Source organism: Mesorhizobium sp. M4B.F.Ca.ET.214.01.1.1, assembly GCF_004791545.1.
GTDB lineage: Bacteria > Pseudomonadota > Alphaproteobacteria > Rhizobiales > Rhizobiaceae > Mesorhizobium > Mesorhizobium abyssinicae.
On the sequence record NZ_SRUX01000015.1, the window covers coordinates 160,158 to 184,152 of the forward strand.

Genomic DNA, 23,995 nt, shown 5'->3' on the forward strand with positions numbered 1-23,995 from the left:
GGACAACAATGCTCGCCAATTCCCTGATCGAACTCGACCGCGCCCATCTCGTCCATCCGGTCTCCTCATACCGCGGCCATGAGGCGCTCGGCGTGCGTGTCCTGAAATCGGCCAAGGGCGCCACCGTGACCGAAGCATCCGGCCGGCAGTTGATCGATGGCTTCGCCGGGCTGTGGTGCGTCAATGCCGGCTACGGCCACGACAGCATCGTCGAGGCGGCGGCCCGGCAGATGCGCGAACTGCCCTATGCCACCGCCTATTTCGACCTCGGCTCGGAACCGGCCATTCGCCTCGCCTCGGAACTGGCCGAGCGCGCTCCGGGCGACCTCAATCACGTCTTCTTCACCCTCGGCGGCTCGGACGCGGTCGACAGCACCATCCGCTTCGTCCGCTACTACTGGAGTGCCAGGGGCGAGCCGAAACGCGACCAGTTCATTTCCATCGAGCACGGCTATCACGGCTCATCGGTGGTCGGCGCCGGCCTGACCGCGCTGCCCGCCTTTCACGCCGGTTTCGGCATTCCCTTTGAATGGCAGCACAAGATCCCCTCGCCCTACCCTTATCGCAATCCGGTAGGCGAGGACGGCAACGCGATCATCGCCGCATCGCTGGCCGCGCTGAAGGCCAAGATCGAGGAGATCGGACCGGAGCGGGTTGCCGCCTTCTATGCCGAGCCGATCCAGGGCTCGGGTGGCGTCATCGTCCCACCGAAGGGCTGGATCAAGGCGATACGCGAGCTCTGCCGGGAGTACGGCATCCTGTTCATCGCCGACGAGGTGATCACCGGCTTCGGGCGCACGGGACCCCTGTTCGCTTGCACGGACGAGGACATCGTTCCCGATTTCATGACGACCGCGAAGGGGCTGACCTCCGGCTATGTCCCGATGGGCGCCGTCTTCATGGCCGATCATGTCTACGACGTCATCGCCGACGGCGCGGGCGCCGCTGCGGTCGGCCACGGCTACACCTATTCGGCCCATCCCGTCAGCGCCGCCGTCGCGCTCGAGGTGCTGAAGCTCTACGAAGACGGCCTTCTTGAGAACGGCATCAAGGCCGGTGCCCGCCTGATGACAGGATTGGCAAGCCTGCGCGACCACCCGCTCGTCGGTGATGTGCGCGGTCGCGGCATGCTGGCCGCGATCGAGCTGGTGGTCGACAAGACGAAGAAGACACCGCTTCCGGCGTCGGCCATGCCGGCGCGGCGCGTCTTCGACCGGGCGTGGGACAACGGTCTCATCATCCGCGCCTTTGCCAACGGTGTCCTCGGCTATGCGCCGCCGCTCTGCTGCACCGACGACGACGTCGACGCTATCATCGAGCGCACGCGCCTCACGCTCGACCAGACGCTGGACGATCCCGACGTCCGTCAGGCCCTGGCATGACGGGCGCCGAATTTTTCGTATCTCGAAATATCGCCGGGGCAGACGATTTCGCAATTTTGTGCCGCCCCCTCACGCCTTTTCGGCGAATCCAGCGCGGGGGAAGTGCCAGACTGCTTATAAGACAAGGCCAGAAAGCGCGGATTTATGGGCTTTCGAAAAGGGCCAACGCCTTGGACAGCACGGAATTTTGTTCTGTTCAGCACCATGCAATCCGGTATCGCGCAGAGGAGAGCTAGTTTCTTGGCCAGGGCTTTCAGCGAATTCAAGTACATGACCTTCGATGTCGTCGGCACGCTGATCGACTTCGAAGGCGGCATCACGACTAGCCTGGCCGGGATTGCCGCCGAGGCTGGCGTCTCCATCGATGGCGAAGCCGCGCTGGCCCTCTACCGGCAGGCCCGCTACATGCCCGATGCCGGCCTGTTCCCCGACGATCTGGTGCGTGTGTACATGGTCATCGCGCCGCAGCTCGGCCTGCCGGCAGACGAGAAATTCGGCGTCCGCCTGCGCGATTCCGCCAGCGTCTGGAAAGGTTTCCCCGACAGCGCGGCGGCATTGGCGGACCTCGCGAAATCCCACAAGCTGATTGCCACGACCAATGCCCGACGCTGGGCCCTCGACCATTTCGAGAAGCAGCTCGGATCGCCCTTCTTCGCCACCTTCACCGCCGACGATACCGGAACGGAGAAACCGGATCCGGCGTTCTTCCAGAAGGTCTTCGATTTCGTCGCCTCAAGGGGCGACAGCAAGGACGACATCCTGCACGTCGCGCAAAGCCAGCATCACGACATCGGCGTATCCCGGGCACTTGGCCTGACCAATTGCTGGATCGAACGCCGGCATGCCCAGAAGGGCTATGGCGGCACGATCGAGCCCGAGCGCTTCACCGTGCCGGACTACCACTTCACCTCGATGGCCTCCCTTGCGGCGGCCGTTCGGGAAAGCCTGAAGGAACGAACCTGAACCCAAGCCCGGACAGCCGCAGCAAGACGAGCATGCCGACCAAACAAACAGAAAGGGGAATGACATGACCGACAAGATCACCAACTGGACCAGCGCAGACGACGCCATGGTCGAGAACGCCATCCGGCGGGGCGCGAGCCGCCGCGAACTCCTCAAGATGCTGTTGGCCGGTGGCGCCGCGGTCGCCGTGGGCAGCCTGGTGCTTGGCCGCGCCAGCCAGGCCGTCGCCGCCGAGCCGGTTTCCGGCGGAAGCTTCAAGGCGGCCGGCTGGTCGTCCTCGACCGCCGACACGCTCGATCCGGCAAAGGCGTCGCTCTCCACCGACTATGTCCGCTGCTGCTCGCTCTACAACCGCCTGACTTTCCTCGACAAGGATGGCGTCACGCAGATGGAGCTGGCCGAGAGCTTCGACAGCAAGGACGCCAAGACCTGGACCGTGAAGCTGCGCAAGGGCGTCACCTTCCACGACGGCAAGGACCTCACGGCCGACGACGTCGTCTACTCGCTGAAGCGCCATCTCGACAAAGCGGTCGGCTCCAAGGTTGCCAAGATCGCCGCGCAGATGACCGGCTTCAAGGCGGTCGACAAGTCGACCGTCGAAATCACGCTCGCCGACCCGAATGCCGACCTCCCGACCATCCTGGCGCTGCACCATTTCATGATCGTGGCGGACGGCACCACCGACTTCTCCAAAGGCAACGGCACCGGCGCTTTCGTGCTGCAGACGTTCGAACCCGGCGTGCGTTCGGTCGTCACCAAGAACAAGAACTACTGGAAGTCGGGCAAGCCCTATCTCGACTCCTTCGAATTCATCGCCATCACCGACGACAGCGCTCGCGTCAACGCCCTGCTTTCCGGCGACATCAATTTTGCCGCATCGATCAATCCGCGCTCAATGAAGCTCCTGGAGAGCCAGCAGGGCTTCGAACTGTCGAAGACGACCGCGGGCAACTACACGGACCTCAACATCCGGCTCGACATGGAACCGGGCAGCAAGGCCGACTTCGTGGCCGGCATGAAGTACCTCGTCAACCGCGAGCAGATCGTCAAATCGGCATTGCGCGGCCTTGGTGAGGTCGGCAATGATCAACCTGTCTCGCCGGCGAACATCTTCCACAACGCCGACATCAAGCCGAAGGCATTCGACCCGGACAAGGCCAAGTTCCACTTCCAGAAGTCAGGCCTGCTCGGCCAGTCCATACCGGTGATCGCGTCCGACGCCGCGACCTCGTCGATCGACATGGCGGTGATCATCCAGGCCGCCGGCGCGGATATCGGCATGAAGCTGGACGTCCAGCGCGTCCCATCCGACGGCTACTGGGACAATTACTGGCTCAAGGCGCCGATCCATTTCGGCAACATCAATCCACGCCCGACGCCGGACATCCTGTTCTCGCTCCTCTACGCTTCCAGCGCGCCCTGGAACGAAAGCCAGTACAAGTCCGAGAAGTTCGACAAGCTTCTTGTCGAGGCGCGCGGCTCGCTCGACCAGGCCAAGCGCAAGGAAATCTACAACCAGATGCAGGTCATGGTCTCCGAGGAGGCCGGCACCATCATCCCGGCCTACATCTCCAACGTCGATGCCCTCTCCAGCAAGGTGAAGGGTTTGGAGGCGAACCCGCTTGGTGGCATGATGGGCTACGCAATGGCGGAATATCTCTGGCTCGAAGCCTGAGGGGCGACTGCCGGGGGCCGGTCAGCCGGTCCCCCGGCGCTGCATTGCGCAAGATGGTTGGCCGAACGCACCGCAGGGAGCGCTTTCAATGACGTCTGGGGTTCTCAACCTCGTGCTGAAGCGGCTAGGGATCTCGGCCATCACGCTATTGATCGTGCTGTTCGCCGTGTTCTTCGCCACCAGCATGCTGCCTGGCGACACCGCGTCGATCCTGCTCGGCCAGGCGGCGACTCCCGAGGCGGTCGCCGGCCTGCGCGAGGCCATGCATCTCAACGACCCGGCGATCCTGCGCTTCCTGCGCTGGCTTGTCGGCCTGCTCCACGGCGACCTCGGCACCTCCTATGCCAATGAGATGCCTGTTGCGGCTCTGATCGGCGGGCGCCTGGTCAACACCATGAAGCTCGCCGGCATCACCGCGCTGCTCTCGGTGCCGCTGGCGCTGACGCTCGGCATCACCGCCGCGATGTTGCGCGGCTCCGTCTACGACCGCACCGTCACTGTGCTTTCGATCGGCGTCATCTCCGTGCCGGAGTTCATGGTTGCCACGCTGGCGGTCTTGCTCTTCGCCGTTTATCTCAGATGGCTGCCGGCGCTGTCGTCGGTCAACGAGGCGCATTCGCTGACCGATCTCGTGCGCATCTATGCAATGCCGGTGATCACGCTCACCTTCGTCATCTCCGCCCAGATGATCCGCATGACGCGCGCCGCGGTAATCGAAACGCTCTCCACGCCTTATGTCGAGATGGCTCTCCTCAAAGGCGCCTCGCGCAGCCGGATGGTGCTGCGGCACGCGCTTCCCAACGCGCTCGGGCCGATCGTCAACGCGATCGCGCTTTCCTTGTCCTATCTGGTCGGCGGCGTGATCATCGTCGAGACGATCTTCAACTATCCGGGCATCGCCAAGCTGATGGTCGATGCGGTCGCGACCCGCGACCTGCCGCTGATCCAGAGCTGCGCGATGATCTTCTGCCTCGGCTATCTTCTCCTCATCACGGCCGCCGACATCGTCGCCATCATGTCCAACCCGAGGCTGAGATGACGATAGCGCGCACGACAACCTCCCGACGATCCTTCCTGGGCCACAGCTACAACCTCGTCGGCGTCGTGGCCTCGCTGGTCATCCTGGCGTGGACACTGATCGCGATCTTCGCGCCTTACATCATTCCCCATCCCATCGGCGACATCGTCGACGACGACTATTTCGGCCCGATGCGTCAGGGGCTGTGGCTCGGCTCGGACTATCTCGGGCGCGACATGCTCTCTCGGGTTCTGATGGGCGCGCGCTACACAGTCGGCATATCGCTTGCGGCCGTCTCCATCGCCTGCTTTTCCGGCGTCGTGCTGGGTATGATAGCGGCCGTCACCGGCGGCTGGCTCGACACCTGCCTCAGCCGCTTCCTGGACGCCATGAACTCCATCCCCAGCAAGCTGTTCGGCCTTGTCGTCGTCGCTGCCGTCGGCTCGTCGATTCCGGTGCTGATCCTGACGCTCGCCGTCATCTATATCCCCGGCGCCTACCGCTTCGCGCGCGCGCTCGCCGTCAACATCAACACCATGGACTTCATGACCGTCGCGCGTGTCCGCGGCGAGAGCACCCTCTATCTCATCGGCTCCGAGATCCTGCCCAACATCATCCGCCCGGTGCTCGCCGACTTCGGCCTGCGCTTCGTCTTCATCGTTCTGCTGCTCTCCGGCCTGTCCTTCCTTGGGCTCGGCCTGCAGCCGCCGCTCGCCGACTGGGGCGCGCTGGTGCGCGAGAACATCGGCGGCCTGCCCTTCGCGGCGCCCGCCGTCATCGTGCCTTCGCTGGCGATCGCCAGCCTCACCATCAGCGTCAACTTGCTGATCGACAACCTGCCGCAGAAGATCAGGGACCGGGACGCATGAGCAATCTCGTCGAGGTCAGGAACCTGAGGATCGAGGCGACGACCGACGCCGGACGGCTTGTCGAGATCATCAAAGGCGTCAGCCTCGACATAGCCGACGGCGAGATCGTCGCCCTGATCGGCGAAAGCGGCTCCGGCAAGACTACGGTGGCGCTCTCGCTGATGGGTTATGCGCGGCCCGGCTGCCGGATCACCGGCGGCGAGATCAACGTCAACGGCAAGAACATGGCCGCCCTTTCCGAAAAGGAGCGCGCCAGGCTGCGCGGCACCGACATTGCCTATGTTCCGCAAAGTGCAGCCGCCTCCTTCAACCCCTCCTCCACCATCATGGAGCAGGTCATCGAGGTCACGCGCATCCACAAGCTGATGCCGCCCGAACAGGCCCGCCGACGCGCCGTCGAGCTGTTCAGGGCCTTGTCGCTGCCGGACCCGGAAGGGATCGGCGCCCGTTATCCGCACCAGGTTTCGGGCGGTCAGTTGCAGCGGCTGTCGGCGGCCATGGCGCTCATCGGCGATCCCAAGCTGGTGATCTTCGACGAGCCGACGACGGCACTCGACGTGACGACGCAGATCGACGTGCTGAAGGCATTCAAGTCGGTCATGCGGGCGGGCGGTATCGCAGGTGTCTATGTTTCCCACGACCTCGCGGTCGTCGCCCAGATCGCCGACCGCATCGTGGTGCTGAAGGGCGGCGAGGTGCAGGAAACCGGCACCACAGCGGCAATCCTGTCAGCTGCCCGGCACCCCTATACGCGCGAACTGCTGGCCGCCTTCGAACCGAAGCCGCGGCAAGGGCAAGCCGACGCGGATGCCGGGACGAAGCAGCTGCTGCGTATAAACGACGTGACGGCCGGCTATGGCGCGATGCGGGCTGACGGACTGCCGCTTATCCGCGCGGTCGATTCCGTCAGCCTGGTCGTCGAGAAGGGGCGCAATCTCGGCGTCATCGGCGAATCCGGCTGCGGAAAATCGACGCTGGCGCGCGTCATCGCCGGCATCCATCCGGCCGCGGCCGGCGACATCGTCTTCGATGGCAAGGACCTGCAGCGCGCCGCCAGGAAACGCAGCCAGGACCAGCTGCGCGAGATGCAGATCGTGTTCCAGTACGCCGATACCGCACTCAATCCGGCCAAGCCGGTGGAGGACATCATCGCCCGTCCGCTCGCCTTCTATCACCGGCTCGACAGGCAGGCGCGCTCGAAGCGCGTCGACGAACTGCTCGACATGGTGCGCCTGCCGAGGGCGCTGCGCTACCGGCATCCATCGGAGCTCTCGGGCGGCCAGAAGCAGCGCGTGAATTTCGCGCGCGCGCTGGCGGCCGACCCCAAGCTCATCATCTGCGACGAAATCACCTCGGCGCTCGACACGGTGGTGGCGTCCGCCGTGATCGAGTTGCTCAAGGAGCTGCAGCGCGAGCTGGGGCTCTCCTACATCTTCATCAGCCACGACCTCTCCGTCGTCGAGGCCATCTGCGACGAGATCATGGTCATGTACAATGGCCAGCGGGTGGAGCAGATCACGCCAGACAAGGTGAAGGCGCCCGCCCACCCCTACTCCAAGCTACTGTTCTCTTCGGTGCCGAAGCTCGATCCGACCTGGCTCGACGGCCTGGTGCGCGACCCCGAGCTCGTCAGCCAATACGGCCATTGCTGACTACATCGGAAGACTGAGGGGTGACGGCAAGTTTTTCAGCCACGATTGTGTCACCAGATCAACGCGCAGGCAGGCAGAATGAAGCTTGATCGACTGGACTCTCGCTTGCTTAATATTCTGCAGACCAACAATCGCCACGGCACGGAAGAGCTTGGCCAATTGGTCGGCCTGTCAGCAACGGCGGTCCAGCGTCGTCTCAAACGGCTTCGGGTAGGGGGAGCAATCGAAGCTGACGTTTCGATCGTGAAACCCAAGACTGTCGGCCGGCCCATTGCGATGCTCGTGCTGGTTTCGCTCGAGCGCGAACGGGCTGACATCGTCGACCGCTTCAAACAATCGATCCGCCAGACTCCGGAAGTGATGAACGGCTACTACGTTACGGGAGAAGCAGATTTCGTTCTCATTGTCACATCCCGAAGCATGGAAGATTATGAAGCTTTTACTCGGAGATTTTTCTACGAAAATCACGACATCAAGGGGTTCAAGACAATGGTTGTCATGGATCGAGTGAAGGTTGGGTTTTCCATGCCAATCGATTTCGAGCATTTTCTTGATTGATTATGCGTTTAGGCCTGTCAACGGCGTGCAGGCAGCCCGTGATCTGAATCTCTGCAAGAACGTGCCGCGAAAAATGGGCGCGAGGTGAGCGCCGATCCGAAGAACTGGTCTACCCAGTCGCGGTCAGAGTCCGACGCGTTCGGAGCGTTTCCTCTTACAAACCTAGAATTGGCAGGAATTCTGCGGAAATTCAATTGAATAAGACGGAATTGCGTGCCCCGACGGACATAAGCTGAGGTCACGTTTTGTAATCCTTGAGGGTGGAATGCAGCTGGAAGCAGTCGGCCTTGAACGGGAGGGGTCGCGACATCATCCGTCGCCGGATTTCGTCGAACCGAAATTCGTTTGTTTCTGCGATGCCCCCTAGGGATCCGAGAATGACTACCAGCGAAGATGTCGCCGAAATGGACCGTCGATCGGCTCTACATCCCTTCACCACGGCACGGACAGGAGGTGCTTCGGCGTGGCTCCCGTTCTGAAAGTTCACGAACTTCGCAAGGCGTTCGGCGCGGCCCGCGTTCTCAACGGGCTGAGCTTCCAGATGCGGCAAGGCGAGGTCATTTCGCTGGTCGGCTCTTCCGGCTCGGGAAAGAGCACCGCGCTACGATGCATCAATTTTCTGGAGACCCCGAGTTCGGGTGAGATCGAGGTGATGGGCGATGCGATTTCCGCGTCGCAGAACGAAAGCCACGAAACGAAAATCGTCAACGCGACCAATATCAGAGTTTTCCGTCGCCGCATCGGAATGGTGTTTCAGTGCTTCAACCTGTGGCCACATCGAACCGTACTTGAGAACGTAACCGAGGCGCTGATCTACGTACTGCGGAAGGGCAAGCGGGAGGCGGATGAAACAGCGCTTTCGGCGTTATCCAAGGTGGGCATGGCCGACTTTGGCCACCGGTATCCAAGCCAGCTTTCGGGTGGGCAGCAGCAGCGCGTGGCGATCGCACGCGTTTTGGCGATGCAGCCTAAGCTGATGCTTTTTGATGAACCAACTTCCGCGCTTGACCCCGAGTTGGTCGGCGAGGTCTTGAAGGTCATCCGAACGCTTGCCGACGAGGGAGCGACCATTCTCCTCGTCACGCATGAAATGAGGTTCGCGCGGGAGGTGTCGAACCGAATGATATTCCTGCACAAGGGTATCGTTGAGCAGGATGCCGTGCCGGAAGAACTGTTTCGAAATCCCGCATCCGAGGCGGTGAACCGGTTCCTATCCAGCGTTATTCCAACTGCCGCCTGATGGCGGCCATCAAACAGAAAGCAAAGAGGGGTAACTCAGAATGCTCGTAAAGAACACACTTCGCTTAATCTGCCTATCCGGCCTGATGGTGGCGGCGGCAATAAGCGTCGCATGGGCCGAGGACGGCGTCTTACGCGTGGGCACCGAAGGCGATGCCCCGCAGTTCAGCATGGCCGACGCCAACGGCAACGTTACCGGCTTCGACGCCGATATCGCCAACGGCATTTGCGCCCAGCTCAAGGTCAAATGCAAATTCGTGGTGCAGACGTTCAGTTCCTTGGTTCCGTCGATGGACAGCGATCGCTTTGATGTCATCATCTCGGGTCTCGGCATCACCGACGAGAGAAAGAAGAAGATCGACTACTCCGTCCCCTACGCAACCACACCGCAGTATTTTGTGGTTCCGAAGGATTCTCCGTCCGTTGGGCTGAAGAGTCTTGCGGAAATCGAGAAGGCGCTGGCCGGCAAGACCATAGGCGTTGTGAATGGCACCACATACGCGCAGTTCATAAAGAAACATATTCCGACTGCGGATCTGAAGACCTACGACGCCACTACCCAGCAGAATTCCGATCTCGCGGCAGGCCGGCTTGACGCTGCATTCGGCGATTCCCCGACCTGGGTCGATTTCCTCGGCACGCCTGAAGGCGCAAATTTCGCCCGCATCGACGTCAAGGTCACCGGAGCGGACGACCACGAGGCGCTGGGCTACGGCATGGGTGTTGGCTTGCGCAAGGGCAACTCCGCACTGAAGGCCAAGCTGGACAGCGCGCTTTGCGCCATGATCAACAGCGGCAAGGTGAAGGCTGCCTCGGAAAATTGGTTCAAGGACGACTACACCATCGCGTGCAAGAAGTAGTCATCCAACGGGGAACAGGCCGTCGCGGCAATGCCGCGACGACCTGATGGAATGGTCTTCATGTTGCACGATATCTGGGTGCTGATGATCGAGAAGGGCTGGCTCCTCGCGCTGCTGCGCGGCGCCGGAATAACGCTTCTGATCGGTTTTCTCGGCGCGGTCATAGGGCTGGCGACGGCGATACCTCTTGCCATCCTTCGTTGGCGCCGGGTTCCGGCTTTGTCACAGCTTGTCGATGCCTACAGCATCGTCGTTCGCGGCGTTCCGGGGCTACTGGTCATTTATCTGCTGTTCTTCGGCTCCGTCGATTGGGTGCAGAAAATTGCCTCGGCATTCGGCTACGCCGAGAGCGCCGAAAATGCCTATCCGTTGATCATCGGCATCGCGGCTATCGCCGCGATCTCGTGCGCGTACTCGATAGAAGTCATACGAGGCGCCTTGCAGGCAGTTCCCGCCGGCCTTCTGGAGGCGGCCCGATCGCTTTCGTTGTCGCCACGCGTCACCTTCTCCCGCGTGACCCTGCCGCTCGCTCTCAGGCTGGCTCTGGGCGGGATCAACAACGTTTGGCAGATGACGATCAAGGACACGTCGCTCGTATCCGTCGTCGGCATGCAGGAACTGATGCGAGCCGCAGCGGTCGCCGCGGGAATCACCCGCTCGCCGCTGCTGTTCTATTGCATGGCGGCAGCGATGTTTTTCGGCATGACCGTGGCGAGCCAGGTTCTGTTCAACCGCGTCGAAAAACATTTCAATCGCGGATTCACCAGAGGCTAGGATGGACTTCAGCATCGTCACCTATGCGGTTCCGTTTCTGCTCGTCGGCGTTAAGACGACTCTGCTGATTGCATTTTTCGGGGTCGGCATCGGATTGCCGTTCGGCATACTTATGGCAACCGCCCGCATGTCCCGGCGCGGCATCGTCCGCAAATGCGCCGACTTCTACTGCGCGGTGTTCCGGGGCACGCCGATGCTCGTGCAGGTCTTTGTGATCTACTACGGCCTCGCGCAGATAGGCTTCATACGTCACAATACGGTTTTGTGGTGGCTGATCGGCGACAGCCTGCATGCCGCCATCCTTGCCGTCATCCTGAATACCGGTGCCTATACGGCGGAGATCTTCCGTACGGCGCTGCTGTCGCTGCCGCGCGGACTGATCGAGGCGGCGCAGGCATGTGGCATGTCCGCCTGGGTGGTTTTTCACCGCGTCAAGTTCCCCTTGGCGCTGCGCCAGGCCCTGCCCTCCTACAGCACGGAGGTCGCCGTCATCATCAAGGAGTCAAGCCTTGCCTCCACCATAACGGTGCTTGAAATCACCGGCTATGCCAAACGGCTGATGAGCGAGACGTTCGCCATCATGGAAATCTTCGTCATCACCGCCGTCTTCTACCTTGCAATCAACGTCGTCTGTCTGACTGCTCTGCATGCCATCGAAAGGCGCCTGTCTTTCGAGCGGCATGCCGCGCGCTGAAAGGGTGCCCCATGTCCAAGCTTACCTTTTTCGATCAGAACAAGCTCCCCGAACCCAGGAAAGGCGAACCGCTGCCGGAACGGCGCGTGGATGGTGATCCCCGTTTCCTGACTTGGGATATCGCGCAAACCGCTGACGGCCAAGTGCGGGCCGGTGTATGGGAGGCCACGCCGGGCGCCTATCGCTCCATAAAAGGCGGAACCTTCGAAGTCTGCTACATCCTTTCGGGAGTTTCGGAACTCATCGAGGACGGGTTCGAGCCGCGCCGCATTTCGGCAGGCGACGCCTTCGTGATGCACCCTGGATTCACGGGCGTCTGGCGGGTGATCGAAGCCACCCGCAAGCTCTGGGTCTCGCGCGATTGAGCGCGTTGATCGGATCACAGATGCACAGCATGGATACGACCACCTCGCGTCCGTTCAAGGCCACGCCATACTGGTGGGACGATTGCGCATTTTCTGCCTTGCCTGTGGTGCCGCTGGTCCCCCGATGCGATGTCGCCATCGTCGGCGGCGGCTATGCGGGGCTGTCGGCGGCCATCGAACTGGCGAGAGCCGGACGCAGCGTCCAGCTTTTCGACCGGCAAGCTATCGGGCAGGCCGCGTCAGGCCGAAACGGCGGCATGGCGAGCGGCAGCATAAGGCCGAGCCGCAAGCAATTGATCCGCAGGTTCGGTCAATCTCGGGCCGATGGCATCCTGGCGGAAGGAAAGGCGGCGCGACAGGACCTGGCAGCCTTCCTCGAAACCGAAGGGGTGGAATGCGACTTCTTCCTCTCGGGTCTCTTCGATGGCGCGGTAAACCATCGCGAATGTGATGAACTCAGCCGCCACGCCGAGTTTTTAAACCGTTTCCTCGGGATTGAGACGTCGGCGGTCCCCCGCAAGGAAGTATCGCGGTATATCGGCACGGACTTCTACGCCGGCGGCTTCGTACGGATGGACATCGGAGGCCTTCATCCCGCCAAACTGCTGTCGGGCATATTGCGGGTCGCCCGAACAACCGATGCCATCATTCACGAGAACACGACGGTTCTGGGGACCAGCCAAGAGGCTGGTGGTGTGCGCCTCGCAACGTCACGCGGCGAGGTGTCGGCGAAAAAGCTGCTGGTATGCACCGACGCCTACACGGACGGCTTCGATCCTTGGCTGCGCCGTCGCCTCGTGCCGGTGCGGAGCCGCATCATAGCGACCGAGCCGTTGGGCGAAAGCGTGATGGACCGGCTGATGCCGAAGAAGATGATGCACGGCGACACGAGACAGCTCAGCTATTACTACCGACCGTCGCCGGATGGCACGCGCATTCTATTCGGCGGACGCGACGGCACGACGGAAGGGGATCCGCTGGCGCCCACCACACATCTGCGCTCGGAGCTTGGGCGTATTTTTCCCGAACTGGCAAAGGTGGGCATAACGCATAGCTGGTTCGGCCAAGTCGCGATGAACCGCGACATGGTTCCGCGAATGTTTACGGTTGGCGATACGGTCTACGCCACCGGTTTCTGCGGTTCCGGTGTGGTTTGGGCGCGCTGGCTCGGCAAGAAGGCCGCCTTCAAGCTCCTTGGCCAGACAGAGAGGGCTCAGTCGGCTTTCGACTTCGATCCGCCACCGAAGGCAGTGCCTCTATACCGTGGCAAGCCTTGGTTCATCCCACTGGTTTATTCGCTCTATGAACGAAGGGACAAACGCGCCATGCGCGGCAAGAAGGAGAGTCCCAAAGGCTGACCTTCCTATTTCGATGATCGCGCGTAAGGCCTCACATCGGGAACAGGCTGGGCAGCGGCATGTGCGCCTTGACGATGGGGGACTTCAGCACGACGAAGGAGAAATACTTGTCGATGCCGATATCCATGTCGGTTAGCCGTTCCATGATCGTCTGGTATTCGCCGATGCCGGCGGTGACGAATTTCATCAGGTAATCGTAGCCGCCCGAGACGAGGTGGCATTCGATCACCTGGTCGATCTTCTCGACGACAGCGAGGAATCGGGCGAAGTCGACCTGGCGGTGGTTCTTCAAGGTGATCTCGGTGAACACGGTCAGCGTCTGGCCGAGCTTGCCGATGTTGATCTGCGCGGAATAGCCCTCGATGTAGCCTTCCGACTGCAGTTTCTTGACCCGCATCAGGCAAGGGCTCGGCGACAGATGCACGAGGTCGGCCAGTTCCACATTGGTGATGCGGCCGTTCTTCTGCAATTCGTGAAGAATCTTGATGTCGATCCGATCCAGTTTCATGGCCGTCTCCAAAGATCGCATGCCACAGCACAAAATGCTGCCGTACCAACAGCCTTGACACTACCACAGCCCGCGGGCCAGTCCATCCGAGCGGGCACCGCTTTGAAACGCAGCGAGTTCCGATTTCGACCGAGCAGCCGAAATAAAATTCTGCTTCGGCTTCAACTGCGGCAGCGGCTGCCTGCGCAACGCGTTAGATTGGCGCGTGAAGGTAGAGAGACCATGCGCGCGCCACTGCAGCAAATCGAGACATCTGGCAAACTGCCGCAATCCGCGGACGTGGTGGTGATCGGCGGCGGCATCGTCGGTGTCTTCGCGGCCTATTATCTTGCCAGGCGCGGCATGAAGGTCGCGCTTGTCGAAAAGGGACGCATCGGCGCCGAGCAATCCTCCAGGAATTGGGGATGGTGCCGCCAGCAGAACCGCGACGCCCGCGAACTGCCGATGGCGACCCGCAGCCTCGATCTGTGGGACAGCTTTGCGGCGGCGACCGGCGAAGACACCGGCTTTCGCCGCTGCGGCCTGCTTTATCTCAGCAATGACGAGGCGGAACTGGCCGGCTGGGCGCGCTGGCGCGACTTCGCCAGGACGGCCGGCGTGACCACCCATATGCTCGACGGCGCCGAGGCCAGCGAGCGGGGTGGCGCCACGGGCCGGACCTGGAAGGGCGGCGTCTTCTCGCCGAGCGATGGCACCGCCGACCCGTCGCGGGCCGCGCCCGCGGTCGCCCGCGCCATCCTCAAGCTCGGCGGCACCGTTCACCAGAATTGCGCCGCGCGCGGCATCGAGACCGAGGGCGGACGCCTGAGCGGCGTGGTCACCGAAAGCGGAACGATCCGCACGAAAGTGGCGGTCATGGCCGGCGGCGCCTGGGCGTCGTCCTTTTGCCGGCAGTTCGGTTTCCGCTTTCCGCAGGCGTCGATCCGTTCCTCCATCCTGTCCGTCTCTCCCGGCGCCGAAGGCCTGCCGGATGCGCTGCACACGGCGAGGATCTCGGCCACGCGTCGCGGCGACGGCGGCTACACGCTTGCCATCAGCGGGCGCGGCCGCGTCGACGTGACGCCGCAGCAGTTGCGCTTCTCGTCGCAGTTCCTGCCCATGTTTCTGAAGCGGTGGCGCAGCCTCGCGCCCGGCGGACTGCAAGGCGTGCGCTCGGGGCACGAAACGCTGCAGCGCTGGCGGCTCGACCAGCCGACGCCGATGGAGCGCATGCGCATCCTCGATCCGGCTCCGGACCGGGCCACCATCCGTCTGACCCATGCCCGCGCGCTTGAACTTCTGCCCGACCTCAGAAAGACGAAGATCAGCGCTGCCTGGGCCGGCTACATCGACAGCACGCCGGATGGCGTGCCCGCCATCGGCGAGATCGATAGCGTTGCGGGCTTCTTCCTCGCCGCCGGATTTTCGGGACACGGTTTTGGCATCGGGCCCGGCGCCGGTCATCTCGTCGCCGATCTGGTGACCGGGTCGGAACCGATCGTCGATCCGACATCCTACGATCCGCGCCGCTTCGAAGCCTCCGCCTGGGGCAAGGTTGCCGAATTCTAGGATTTGACCCTCATCAATGCGCGGCATCCGCAATTGCGTCAGCCGTTCCGCAGAAAAGCGCCGATAGGCGCCGGTCGGACAGGAGCCTGTCCGCGAAACCGGCCGACGGCGCCGGGCGTGCAGCCGGCCTGTGCCGCAACAAGCTCGACGGCAGCCAACTGGCAGTAGCGCCCCTGGCAGCGCCCCATGCCGACGCGCGACAGCGACTTCACCCTGTTAGCCTCGCAGCCGCCGAAAGCCACGCCATGGCGTATGTCTCCTGCAGTCACGTTCTCGCAGCGGCAGACAATCGCGTCGTCAGGGAGCACCCGCGCCATCGCCTCCGGCCAGGGAAAGGCGCGGGCCAGACCGCGGGCAAAGCGCTCGAGCCGCGCGAGCTCGCTCAGATCGGTGCTGGCCGACGGCGCCGGTTGTCCGAGATCGGCAAGGCACGCCGCCGCCGCAAGGCGCCCGGCAATCTCCGCGCCGTCCGCTCCCAGAAGCCGAACCCCATCGCCCGCAAGGTAGACGCCATTCCCGGCACGGCCCATCGCATCGGCCTTCGGCAGCCATTGCCGCCACTGCGCGTCATAGGCGAAGGCGCACCCGACGACGTCGGCCAAGTGGGTCTCAGCACGCAAGTGCCAGCCCATGCCGATCATGTCGCATCGCGTGACGTGTTCGCGGCCGCCAGCGTCGCGCCAACGCATCGCGATGACACCTTGTTCGTCGGCCTCGATTTGTTCGAGCGTCACCCCCGCATGGTAACGACCGCCGAGCCTCGCCCGCAGCGCCAAACCGCGCAGCGCGACCAGCGGCCGGGCGGCGAGCCCAAGTAATCCCCGCATCTGCTGGCGCCAGGACGATGTATCCAGCACCGCCGCCACATCCGCCCCAGCCTTGACGAGTTGGGCGCCGACCAGCGTCAGCAAAGGCCCCGATCCCATCAGGACGATCCGCCGCCCTAGAGCCACGCCCTGCGCCTTGAGCGCGATCTGCGCGGCGCCGAGGCTGTAGACACCGGCGCTCTGCCAGCCGGGGACCGGAGCGACGCGATCGGATGCGCCGGTGGCAAGGATCAGGCGGTCATAGCTGACTAGCTGCATGCCGCCCTGCCCCAGCACATGCAGCCGACCGTCCCGCGCGGCGATGACCGAACTCGCCGCGCAATGGGTGAGGCGCTCATCCTTGACCAACCGGTCGAACAGCGCATGCAGCGCCCGCGCCTTCGCGGCCTCCGACCCGTAGAGCTGCTCCGGCGTGCGGGTAAATCCGTCCGGCGGGCGACGATAGATCTGACCGCCGGCGCGATTACCTTCGTCGATCACCATCGGGTGCAGCCCGGCCTCGACCAGCACCGCCGCCGCCCTTATGCCAGCCGGACCGGCGCCGACGATCACGATCTTCGGCGATGAAGCGTCACTCACGGCCAGCTCTCCGGCGGTGTCGTGCGCAGCCGCATGCCCTCAGCGATAGGGGTTGTGCACGCGCGCAGGCGCGGCCCCTCTTCCTGCCAGACCCAGCAATCCTGGCAGGCTCCCATCAAACAGAAGCCCGCGCGGGGTTCAGGCCCGAACTCGGACTTTCGCAAGGCTCGTCCCGACGCCAGCATGGCGGTCAGCAAGGTATCGCCGGCCAGCGCGCTGCGCATCTCGCCATCGAGGACGAAATGCACCTCTACCCGGTCGCGCTCGGCCAGCCGGACGATGCGGCCGGCGCTGATCATTCAGCGGCCTCCCGCACCGGGCGAGGACGCGGCAGTTCGGGGAACCGTTCGCACGCCGCATCGAAGGCCGCCTGCACGCCCTCCGGCCCGGAGCCCCCCTTCATGCGCCGGAAGATCTCGGTCTTGGCGAAGAACCGCCAGTGGATCGGCAGGTCCCTCAGTATGGCGGTGAGCCGGTCGTAGGCGGCAGGGGTCCATTGCTCCTCGTAGCCGTCGCGCTCTGGACCGAAATGGAAATGGCCGACGGACGGCTTGTGCCGCGCGCGCAGCCTTTCCGTCGCCTGCTCGTCGACCTCGCCGCCGCGCAGGACGACGCCATAGTCGCGCTCCGCCGATGCCTCTGAGACATAGCCGCGCCGAACGTCCTGCGCGACCCGCCAGGGCTCGCGCAGGTGCGGATCGCCGCGCCCGCCGCCTCCGGCGGAGCGGATATCGAGCAGGTCGCCGGGCTGCAGCACCGCGGTGTCGATGTTGCCCAGCCGCCGCTCGTGCTCGGTGCCCGGATTGACGACCATGTCCGACAGGCCGGCCGCCTTGCCGCCCAGCACGCCCCAGGGACGGAAGAAACTGCGGTCGCGGTTGCGCGCCGTGATCCTGGAGTCGGGGGCAAAGACGCGGAAGGCCATCTCGGTCGCCAGCCCGCCGCGCCAGCGGCCCGCACCGCCGCTGTCCCTGGCGAGCCCATATTTCACGAATTCGACTGGGGTCTCGGTCTCGGTGATTTCGATTGGCGTGTTCTTGAGATAGGCGGCATCGGCGCCCGATCCGTTGGTCCCATCGCGATGCGGCATCGCACCGCCGCCGCCGACCACCGGGTTAACCGCCGCGATGACCGTGCGGCTGCTGCGCTCGTCGATAGTCATGACGTTGACGATGCAGTTGTTGCCGGCCGGCGCCGCGGGCAGACGCTCGGGCACTGCTTGCGAGAAGGCGCCGAAGATGACGGAGCGCAGCCGGGCGCAGGTGAGCGAGCGCATGCCGACGGCTGCCGGATGGACCGGGTTCAGCACCGATCCCTCGGGAGTGATGCAGGTGAACGGCCGGGTAAGGCCGGTGTTGAGCAGGATCTTCGAGTTGAGCGTGTAGAGCACGTAGTAGACGCCGACCAACAGCATGGTGTGGCGCGGGTCGCCACCTGAAGGCACGTTGAGCGAGGAGCCCAACTGCGGATCGGAGCCGGTGAAGTCGAGCACTGCCTCGTCGCCCTTGATCGTCAGTGTCAGCTTCAGCCGGCAGGGATTGGCCTCGACCGAATCCTCGTCGGCATAGTCGGCGAATTCCCAGGTGCCGTCGGGCATGGCGCGCAGCACGTCGCGCGCCTGCGCCTCGGCATGATCGAGAAGCGCGGCAACCCCTTCGATGAAGCCGGCCTTGCCGAACTTCCGCACCATTGCCTGGATCTTGCGCTCGCCGGTGTTGAGCGCGCCGACAAGCGCCTTGATGTCGCCGATGTTGAGGTCGGGCTTGCGCACATTGGTGCTCATGATGCGCAGGATCGTCTCGTCGAAGACGCCCTCCCGCACCAGCTTCATCGGCGGGAAGCGGATGCCTTCCTGATGGATTTCGGTCAGCGCCCGGCTGAGCGAAGCCGGCACCGCCCCGCCCATGTCGGTGTTGTGGATGTGACCTCCGGTCCAGGCGACGATCTCGCCGTCGACGAAGACCGGCTTCCACAGATGCGTGTCGGGGGCGTGCGTGGCGACGTGGCCCGAATAGGGATCGTTGGTGAAGGCGACGTCTCCAGGTCGGTAGTCGTCGACCATCGCGATCGCGCGGTGGTAGGAAAGTCCCGGATACCACGTGGCGCCGAGTTCCATCGGCACGGCGAAGGTCGCCCCCGCACGGTCCATCAGCATCACGGTGAAATCCTGCGTCTCCTTGACGAAGGCGGAGTGCGCGGTGCGGTGCAGCGTGTGGGCCATGTTTTCGGCCGCCGCGCGGGCGTGGTTCGCCAGAACCTGCAGGTTTGTCCGGTCAAACATGGCGTCACTCCGCGAAGGTCAGCAGAAGGTTGAGGTGGCGGTCGACGCGCGCCTGCGCTCCCGCGGGAATGGCGAAGGTGGTGTCTTCCTGCACGACCACGGCAGGCCCTCGGAAGGTGGTGCCCGGCACCAGGGTCTGCCGGTCGTGGAGGTCCACGACTTCGAGGCTCGCGCCCGTGTAGACCGGAAGGCGGCGCGCCGGAATGGCGGCGGCGCCGATCTCGTCTGTCTCCGGGAAGGAGAGTTTCGGCCCCGCGCCTATGGCGGACAGCCGCACGTTCACAAGCTCGATCTCGCCGTCCGGGTCGTGGAAATCGTAGAGCTGCTCATGGGTGCGGTGGAATGCCTGCTCGATTGCCTCCGGGTCGGCGTCCGCCAGCCATTGCGGTGAAAGGACGACCTCGATCTCGTAGCTCTGGCCGAGATAGCGCATGTCGCAGGAGAGAGTGAGCTCAGCCGCCGCGTCGTGGCCCTGCGCCGCGAGCCAATCGCGCCCCTCCTGCGCGAGAGCATCGAAGGCCTCGCGAATCTCGGGGAGCGACGCAGCCGTCAGCGGGCTGAAGATGGTGCGTATGAAATCCCCGCGCAGGTCCGCCACAAGCCCGCCCAGCGCCGACACCACGCCGGGGCGGCGCGGCGCCATGACGCGCTTCATGCCGAGTTCGCGGGCGAGGAAGGCGCCGAGCATCGGGCCGCCGCCGCCGAAGGGCATCAGCGTGAATTCGCGCAGGTCGACGCCGGCGCGCGAGGCCAGCTTCTCGACCTCGACGAACATCTCCGACACCGCGATGTCGAGGATCGCCTGCGCGGTCTGCTCGACCGGGCGGCCGAGCCGGGCGGCAAGCTCGCCGACCGCGCTATGCGCCAGCCCGGTATCGATGCGGAGCTGGCCATAGGCCATCTCGCTGTGACCGAGCCATCCGCACACCACCATGGCGTCCGTCACCGTCGCCTGCGTGCCGCCACGGCCGTAGCATGCCGGCCCCGGCGTCGAACCCGCCGATTCCGGTCCGACCCGCAGCACGCCCTGCGCATCGACGCTGGCGATCGAGCCGCCGCCGACGCCGATCGAGCTTACCGACACGGAGGGGATGTGGAGCGGAAATTCGCCGATCAACTCGCCGGTGCCGAACTGCGCCTCGCCGCCGATGATCAGCGCGAAGTCGGCGGAGGTACCACCGATGTCGAGGGTCAGCACCTTGTCTTCGCCCGCCTGGCGCGCCAGCCACGAGGCGCCGATGACGCCTGAGGCCGTTCCCGACAAAAGCATGTTGACACAGGCGCGCTTGCCTTCGGCGGCGTTCATGAGCCCGCCATTCGACTTGGTCAGCATCGGCCGGGCCGGCACGCCACGACGCTTCAGCCGCTCTTCCAGCGCGGTCAGGTAGCCAGAGACGCGTGGATGAACATAGCCGTTGAGGATGGCGGTCGAGCTGCGCTCATATTCGCGGATGACCGGCCAGACCTCGGCCGAGGTGAAGACAAAGAGATCAGGCGCAAGGCGCGCGACCGCCAACTTCACCGAAGCTTCCTGCGCGCCGTTGCGCCAGGCATGGAGGAAGGACACGATAATCCCCTGCGCGCCGTTCGCTTTTGCCGCCATCACGGCACGCTCCACCGCCGCCATGTCCGGTGCCTGGGATTCGCTTCCATCGGCACGCAAGCGGGCCGGAATGCCGAACACCATGTCGCGCGCGATCAGCGGATCCGGCCGCGCGCAGAACAGCGAATACATGTCCGGCATGCGAAGCCGCGCCAGCTCGATGACGTCCTCGAAGCCGGCATTGGTGAACAGTGCCAGTGGCGCGCCCTTGCGCTGAATGATGGTGTTGATGCCGACGGTCGTGCCATGCACGAAGCGTGTCATATGGGTCGGATCGAAGCCTTCGCGTTCGGCGAGAAGGGTGAGGCCCGTCATCAGCTCGGCGCCCGGGTCCTCCGGCGTCGTCAGCACCTTCAGGGAGGCGACGCGTCCCGAGTTCGCCTCGAGCGCGCAGAAATCGATGAAAGTCCCGCCGATATCGACGCCGACCTTCCAGTCGGTTCCGCTTTGCGCCTCATCCCCAGTGATGACCCCATCCATGGTGCGTCCCTTCCTGTCTGCCTGCAGAAAGCTGGCACGGCTGGCCGGTCTGGGTCCAAGATGGATGATGGGCAAGCATATAAGGTTTGCTTATGCCTTTGCCTTGTCGCCGCCCAGAACGGCGGAGCAGGCGGCGCGGATCTGGTCGCGCATCATCTCGTCGGCCCGTGCAAGGGCGCGTGTGCGCGAGGTCAGCAGAGCGATGGGAAATTCCGGCCCCGCTGCCAGCGGCCTGACGGCAAGCCCGGCAAACTGGCGCCAAGGCAGCAGGGCGTCGACGAGCCCGATGCCGAGACCAGCCTGGACGAAGCCGACGGCGGAGATGGAGACGTCGATCTCGAGCGAGGGCGAAAGCGCCACGCCCTGCGCGCGGGCCGCATGGGCCAGTTCGTCGGCGGGACGGGTGTTTCCGCGATAGGATATCAGCTCCTCTCCGGCGAGATCGGCGAGCGTCAACTCGGCTTTCCTGGCCAACGGATGCCCGGCCGGCAGCAGGCAGGCGAAGCCGACACTGCCGATCACCTCCGCCTCGATATCGGGAGGCAGGCGGTCGTCCAAGGCGACGCCCAGGCTGGCATCGCCGGCGCGCAGCATGTCGACGATGGCTGCGATCGGCGCCATGTGGGAACGCAGCAGAATGCCTGGATGCTGCGCCCGGAAACTGGTGAAAGCGCGCGGCAATATCGCCATGGCCGGCGGCGGCGAGGCCGCAACGCGCACGAGGCCAGCCCGACCCAGGCGCAGGTCGGTGGTCTTGCGCCGCAAGCCCTCCAGCCCCGCCGACAGCCTTTCGGCATCGGCGAAAATCTCAAGCGCCTCCGGCGTCGGCCGCAGCCGTCCCTTGACGCGCTCGAACAGCGTGAAGCCGAGTTCGTCCTCGGTGTGGAGCAGGATCTGGCTGAGCGCAGGCTGGGAGATGTTCAGCATCCGCGCCGCGGCGGTCACGGTGCCCGCGCGCATGACGGCGATGAACACTTCGAGCTGCCGCGCCCGCATTGTCACTCCATAGGTCAAGCTTATGGTTTTCGTCCAAACCCATCTTTGACGCATCGGCGCGGCGTCGACAAGATCGGTCGAAATTCGGGCACTGTTTGCGAGGGGCCGCTATGGATGTGATCGTGCTGGGCGGCGGCCTGATGGGGACGGCTTCGGCCTATTTCCTGGCCAGGCGCGGCGCGCGCGTGACGCTGATCGAGCGCAACCGAATCGGCACAGGAGCAACCGTCGCCTCTTTCGGCAACATCCGACGCACCGGGCGCCATCTGTCCCAGCTTCCGCTGGCCCACCGCTCGCTCAAGCTGTGGGGCGAGGCCGAAAGGCTGCTTGGCCGTGACGTGGAGTTCCGCGCCACCGGACACATCCGGTTGATCTTCGATGAGGGCGGTCTCGCCGACATGCGGGCCTATGCCGACACGGCGCGACCCTGGGGGCTCGAGCTGGAGGAACTGACCCCGCGCGAGATCCGTGTCCGCTTTCCCGGCCTCGGCCCCGAAGCGATCGCTGCGTCGTTCTCGCCGCGGGACGGCAGCGGCAATCCGCGGCTGATCGCGCCAGCCTTTGCCGAGGCGGCCCGCGGGCTGGGCGCAGAAATCATCGAGGAAGCCGAGGTCGAGAGCGTCAGCCGCGATAACTCCGGTTTCCACGTCGCCACCTCGAAGGGTGCGTTCGCCGCCGAGTGCCTGCTCAACACCGCCGGCGCCTGGGGCGCGCGCATCGCCGCACAGTTCGGCGAAGAGGTCCCGCTCGAGGCCCGCGGCCCGCAGATGGGCGTGACCGAGCCGCTGCCGCACAGAATTCTCCCCGTAGTCGGCATCTGGACCCGCGACAAGGAGTACGGCGCCTATCTGCGCCAGGTCGAGCGCGGCAACATCGTCTTCGGCGGCGCGGCCGAAAGGGTGCCGGTGGATCTCGAACCCGGCCATGCAAGAGCCGACCCCATGCGCCTGCCTTTACAGTTGCGCGCCGTCGCGCGGCTGCTGCCGGCAATCGCAAAGGTCGCGGTCATCCGCACCTGGTCCGGCTGCGAGGGCTATGTGCGGGACATGCTCCCGGTGATGGGATGCTCGGCGACGACGCCAGGCCTGTTCCACGCCTTCGGCTTCTGCGGACACGGCTTCCAGCTCGGTCCCGGCGTCGGCGATGCCATGGCCGAACTCATCACGACCGGCCGTTGCGAAACGCCGCTCAATGATTTCAGGATCGACCGCTTCAGCCGCGCTGCCTGACGAACTGAATTGACTACGATTGGCCTCCCCAAGGCCACCAGCAATGACCGTTTTTCGGAAACGCCGGAACCTTACCGCACCGGCCCATATGAGACGCAAAACCGCCGTTCGTTTGCTGGCTCTCAGCGGCCCACCGCAAGTCAACAAAATCAACACGATGCGCCGAGGTTCGCCGAAAGGCGATTTGAGAGAAGAAATCAAGACTAAGCCATTGATAACAACGACAATGGCGGGCCCGGAGGGTCATCGTTTTCCGACATAAAATCAATACGTTGGCGGCTGGTTCGCCAACCGATTTCCTTCGTATGATCTCGTATGATCCGGCGAACCTCCTAAACCGCCCACTTGTTGGCAGGACAGTTGGCAGCTGTTTCGCGGGCCAGGAATGAGGCGCCCATTGTGCCGTAGCTCAACATTCCTTGACATCGGGTATTTATCCGAAATTATGTAGGAAAGAAGGATCGCAAGCATGACGGGAATCACGCTTTCGGGCGTATCAAAGCACTTCGGCGCCGTCGAAGTGATCCGTGACGTGAG

Annotated in this window: 21 protein-coding genes; 15 read left to right on the top strand and 6 right to left on the bottom strand. The window is 64.1% G+C overall.

Annotation, left to right across the window (positions count from 1 at the left end; genetic code table 11):
* The first annotated feature begins 8 nt into the window (after positions 1-8).
* The 13 genes from EN857_RS26455 to EN857_RS26515 all read left to right on the top strand — a co-directional run bounded on the left by EN857_RS26455 (position 9) and on the right by EN857_RS26515 (position 13,407).
* The gene (locus tag EN857_RS26455; RefSeq protein WP_127393183.1) at positions 9-1,382 is read left to right on the top strand and encodes an aspartate aminotransferase family protein; all 1,374 of its coding nucleotides are present in this window, start codon (positions 9-11) and stop codon (positions 1,380-1,382) included.
* Between the two features lie 240 nt (positions 1,383-1,622).
* Positions 1,623-2,345 (top strand): HAD-IA family hydrolase, encoded by a 723-nt coding sequence (locus EN857_RS26460; protein ID WP_127393184.1) that lies wholly within the window; start codon positions 1,623-1,625, stop codon positions 2,343-2,345.
* Positions 2,346-2,409: 64 nt separating this feature from the next.
* Positions 2,410-4,020, top strand: coding sequence for an ABC transporter substrate-binding protein (locus EN857_RS26465; protein ID WP_127393185.1), 1,611 nt, complete (start codon positions 2,410-2,412; stop codon positions 4,018-4,020).
* 88 nt (positions 4,021-4,108) lie between these two features.
* The gene (locus EN857_RS26470) at positions 4,109-5,059 is read left to right on the top strand and encodes an ABC transporter permease (RefSeq protein WP_127393186.1); all 951 of its coding nucleotides are present in this window, start codon (positions 4,109-4,111) and stop codon (positions 5,057-5,059) included.
* Positions 5,056-5,907: an ABC transporter permease gene (locus EN857_RS26475; RefSeq protein ID WP_135859338.1), complete on the top strand. Its 852-nt coding sequence runs from the start codon at positions 5,056-5,058 to the stop codon at positions 5,905-5,907. The genes EN857_RS26470 and EN857_RS26475 overlap by 4 nt, the downstream gene beginning before the upstream one ends.
* Entirely contained in the window at positions 5,904-7,559 is a 1,656-nt protein-coding gene (locus EN857_RS26480; RefSeq protein WP_127391638.1) for an ABC transporter ATP-binding protein, read from the top strand. Before EN857_RS26475 ends, EN857_RS26480 begins: the two co-directional genes overlap by 4 nt.
* A gap of 78 nt (positions 7,560-7,637) precedes the next feature.
* A complete protein-coding gene (locus tag EN857_RS26485; RefSeq protein WP_127391639.1) occupies positions 7,638-8,117 on the top strand; it encodes an Lrp/AsnC family transcriptional regulator in 480 nt (159 codons plus the stop codon).
* A gap of 463 nt (positions 8,118-8,580) precedes the next feature.
* Positions 8,581-9,357 carry an amino acid ABC transporter ATP-binding protein gene (locus tag EN857_RS26490; protein WP_127391640.1) on the top strand — a complete coding sequence of 259 codons (777 nt, stop codon included), beginning with the start codon at positions 8,581-8,583 and terminating at the stop codon, positions 9,355-9,357.
* Between the two features lie 40 nt (positions 9,358-9,397).
* Complete coding sequence (locus tag EN857_RS26495; protein ID WP_127391641.1) at positions 9,398-10,216, top strand: transporter substrate-binding domain-containing protein; 819 nt, start codon at positions 9,398-9,400, stop codon at positions 10,214-10,216.
* 60 nt (positions 10,217-10,276) lie between these two features.
* Complete coding sequence (locus EN857_RS26500; protein WP_127391642.1) at positions 10,277-10,990, top strand: ABC transporter permease subunit; 714 nt, start codon at positions 10,277-10,279, stop codon at positions 10,988-10,990.
* 1 nt (position 10,991) lies between these two features.
* The gene (locus EN857_RS26505; RefSeq protein WP_127391643.1) at positions 10,992-11,684 is read left to right on the top strand and encodes an ABC transporter permease subunit; all 693 of its coding nucleotides are present in this window, start codon (positions 10,992-10,994) and stop codon (positions 11,682-11,684) included.
* Positions 11,685-11,695: 11 nt separating this feature from the next.
* The gene (locus tag EN857_RS26510) at positions 11,696-12,049 is read left to right on the top strand and encodes a cupin domain-containing protein (RefSeq protein ID WP_127391644.1); all 354 of its coding nucleotides are present in this window, start codon (positions 11,696-11,698) and stop codon (positions 12,047-12,049) included.
* A gap of 29 nt (positions 12,050-12,078) precedes the next feature.
* Positions 12,079-13,407: an FAD-binding oxidoreductase gene (locus EN857_RS26515; RefSeq protein ID WP_127391645.1), complete on the top strand. Its 1,329-nt coding sequence runs from the start codon at positions 12,079-12,081 to the stop codon at positions 13,405-13,407.
* A 31-nt stretch (positions 13,408-13,438) separates the two neighbouring features.
* Here the strand turns inward: EN857_RS26515 and EN857_RS26520 are convergent, their stop codons facing one another.
* The gene (locus tag EN857_RS26520; protein ID WP_127283402.1) at positions 13,439-13,915 is read right to left on the bottom strand and encodes an Lrp/AsnC family transcriptional regulator; all 477 of its coding nucleotides are present in this window, start codon (positions 13,913-13,915) and stop codon (positions 13,439-13,441) included.
* 222 nt (positions 13,916-14,137) lie between these two features.
* Here EN857_RS26520 and EN857_RS26525 point away from each other — a divergent pair, with 222 nt between their 5' ends.
* The gene (locus EN857_RS26525) at positions 14,138-15,463 is read left to right on the top strand and encodes an FAD-binding oxidoreductase (RefSeq protein ID WP_127391646.1); all 1,326 of its coding nucleotides are present in this window, start codon (positions 14,138-14,140) and stop codon (positions 15,461-15,463) included.
* A gap of 38 nt (positions 15,464-15,501) precedes the next feature.
* On the opposite strand, the gene EN857_RS26530 is transcribed toward EN857_RS26525, so the two are convergent.
* The 5 genes from EN857_RS26530 to EN857_RS26550 form a co-directional block, all read right to left on the bottom strand.
* The gene (locus EN857_RS26530; RefSeq protein ID WP_127391647.1) at positions 15,502-16,869 is read right to left on the bottom strand and encodes an FAD/NAD(P)-binding oxidoreductase; all 1,368 of its coding nucleotides are present in this window, start codon (positions 16,867-16,869) and stop codon (positions 15,502-15,504) included.
* Positions 16,866-17,168, bottom strand: coding sequence for a (2Fe-2S)-binding protein (locus EN857_RS26535; protein WP_127391648.1), 303 nt, complete (start codon positions 17,166-17,168; stop codon positions 16,866-16,868). Before EN857_RS26535 ends, EN857_RS26530 begins: the two co-directional genes overlap by 4 nt.
* A complete protein-coding gene (locus tag EN857_RS26540) occupies positions 17,165-19,150 on the bottom strand; it encodes a hydantoinase B/oxoprolinase family protein (RefSeq protein WP_127391649.1) in 1,986 nt (661 codons plus the stop codon). Before EN857_RS26540 ends, EN857_RS26535 begins: the two co-directional genes overlap by 4 nt.
* A gap of 4 nt (positions 19,151-19,154) precedes the next feature.
* The gene (locus EN857_RS26545; protein ID WP_127391650.1) at positions 19,155-21,233 is read right to left on the bottom strand and encodes a hydantoinase/oxoprolinase family protein; all 2,079 of its coding nucleotides are present in this window, start codon (positions 21,231-21,233) and stop codon (positions 19,155-19,157) included.
* A 90-nt stretch (positions 21,234-21,323) separates the two neighbouring features.
* Positions 21,324-22,229 carry a LysR family transcriptional regulator gene (locus EN857_RS26550; protein WP_127282713.1) on the bottom strand — a complete coding sequence of 302 codons (906 nt, stop codon included), beginning with the start codon at positions 22,227-22,229 and terminating at the stop codon, positions 21,324-21,326.
* A 110-nt stretch (positions 22,230-22,339) separates the two neighbouring features.
* Here EN857_RS26550 and EN857_RS26555 point away from each other — a divergent pair, with 110 nt between their 5' ends.
* Complete coding sequence (locus EN857_RS26555) at positions 22,340-23,458, top strand: FAD-binding oxidoreductase (protein ID WP_128346986.1); 1,119 nt, start codon at positions 22,340-22,342, stop codon at positions 23,456-23,458.
* Positions 23,459-23,995 lie beyond the last annotated feature (537 nt).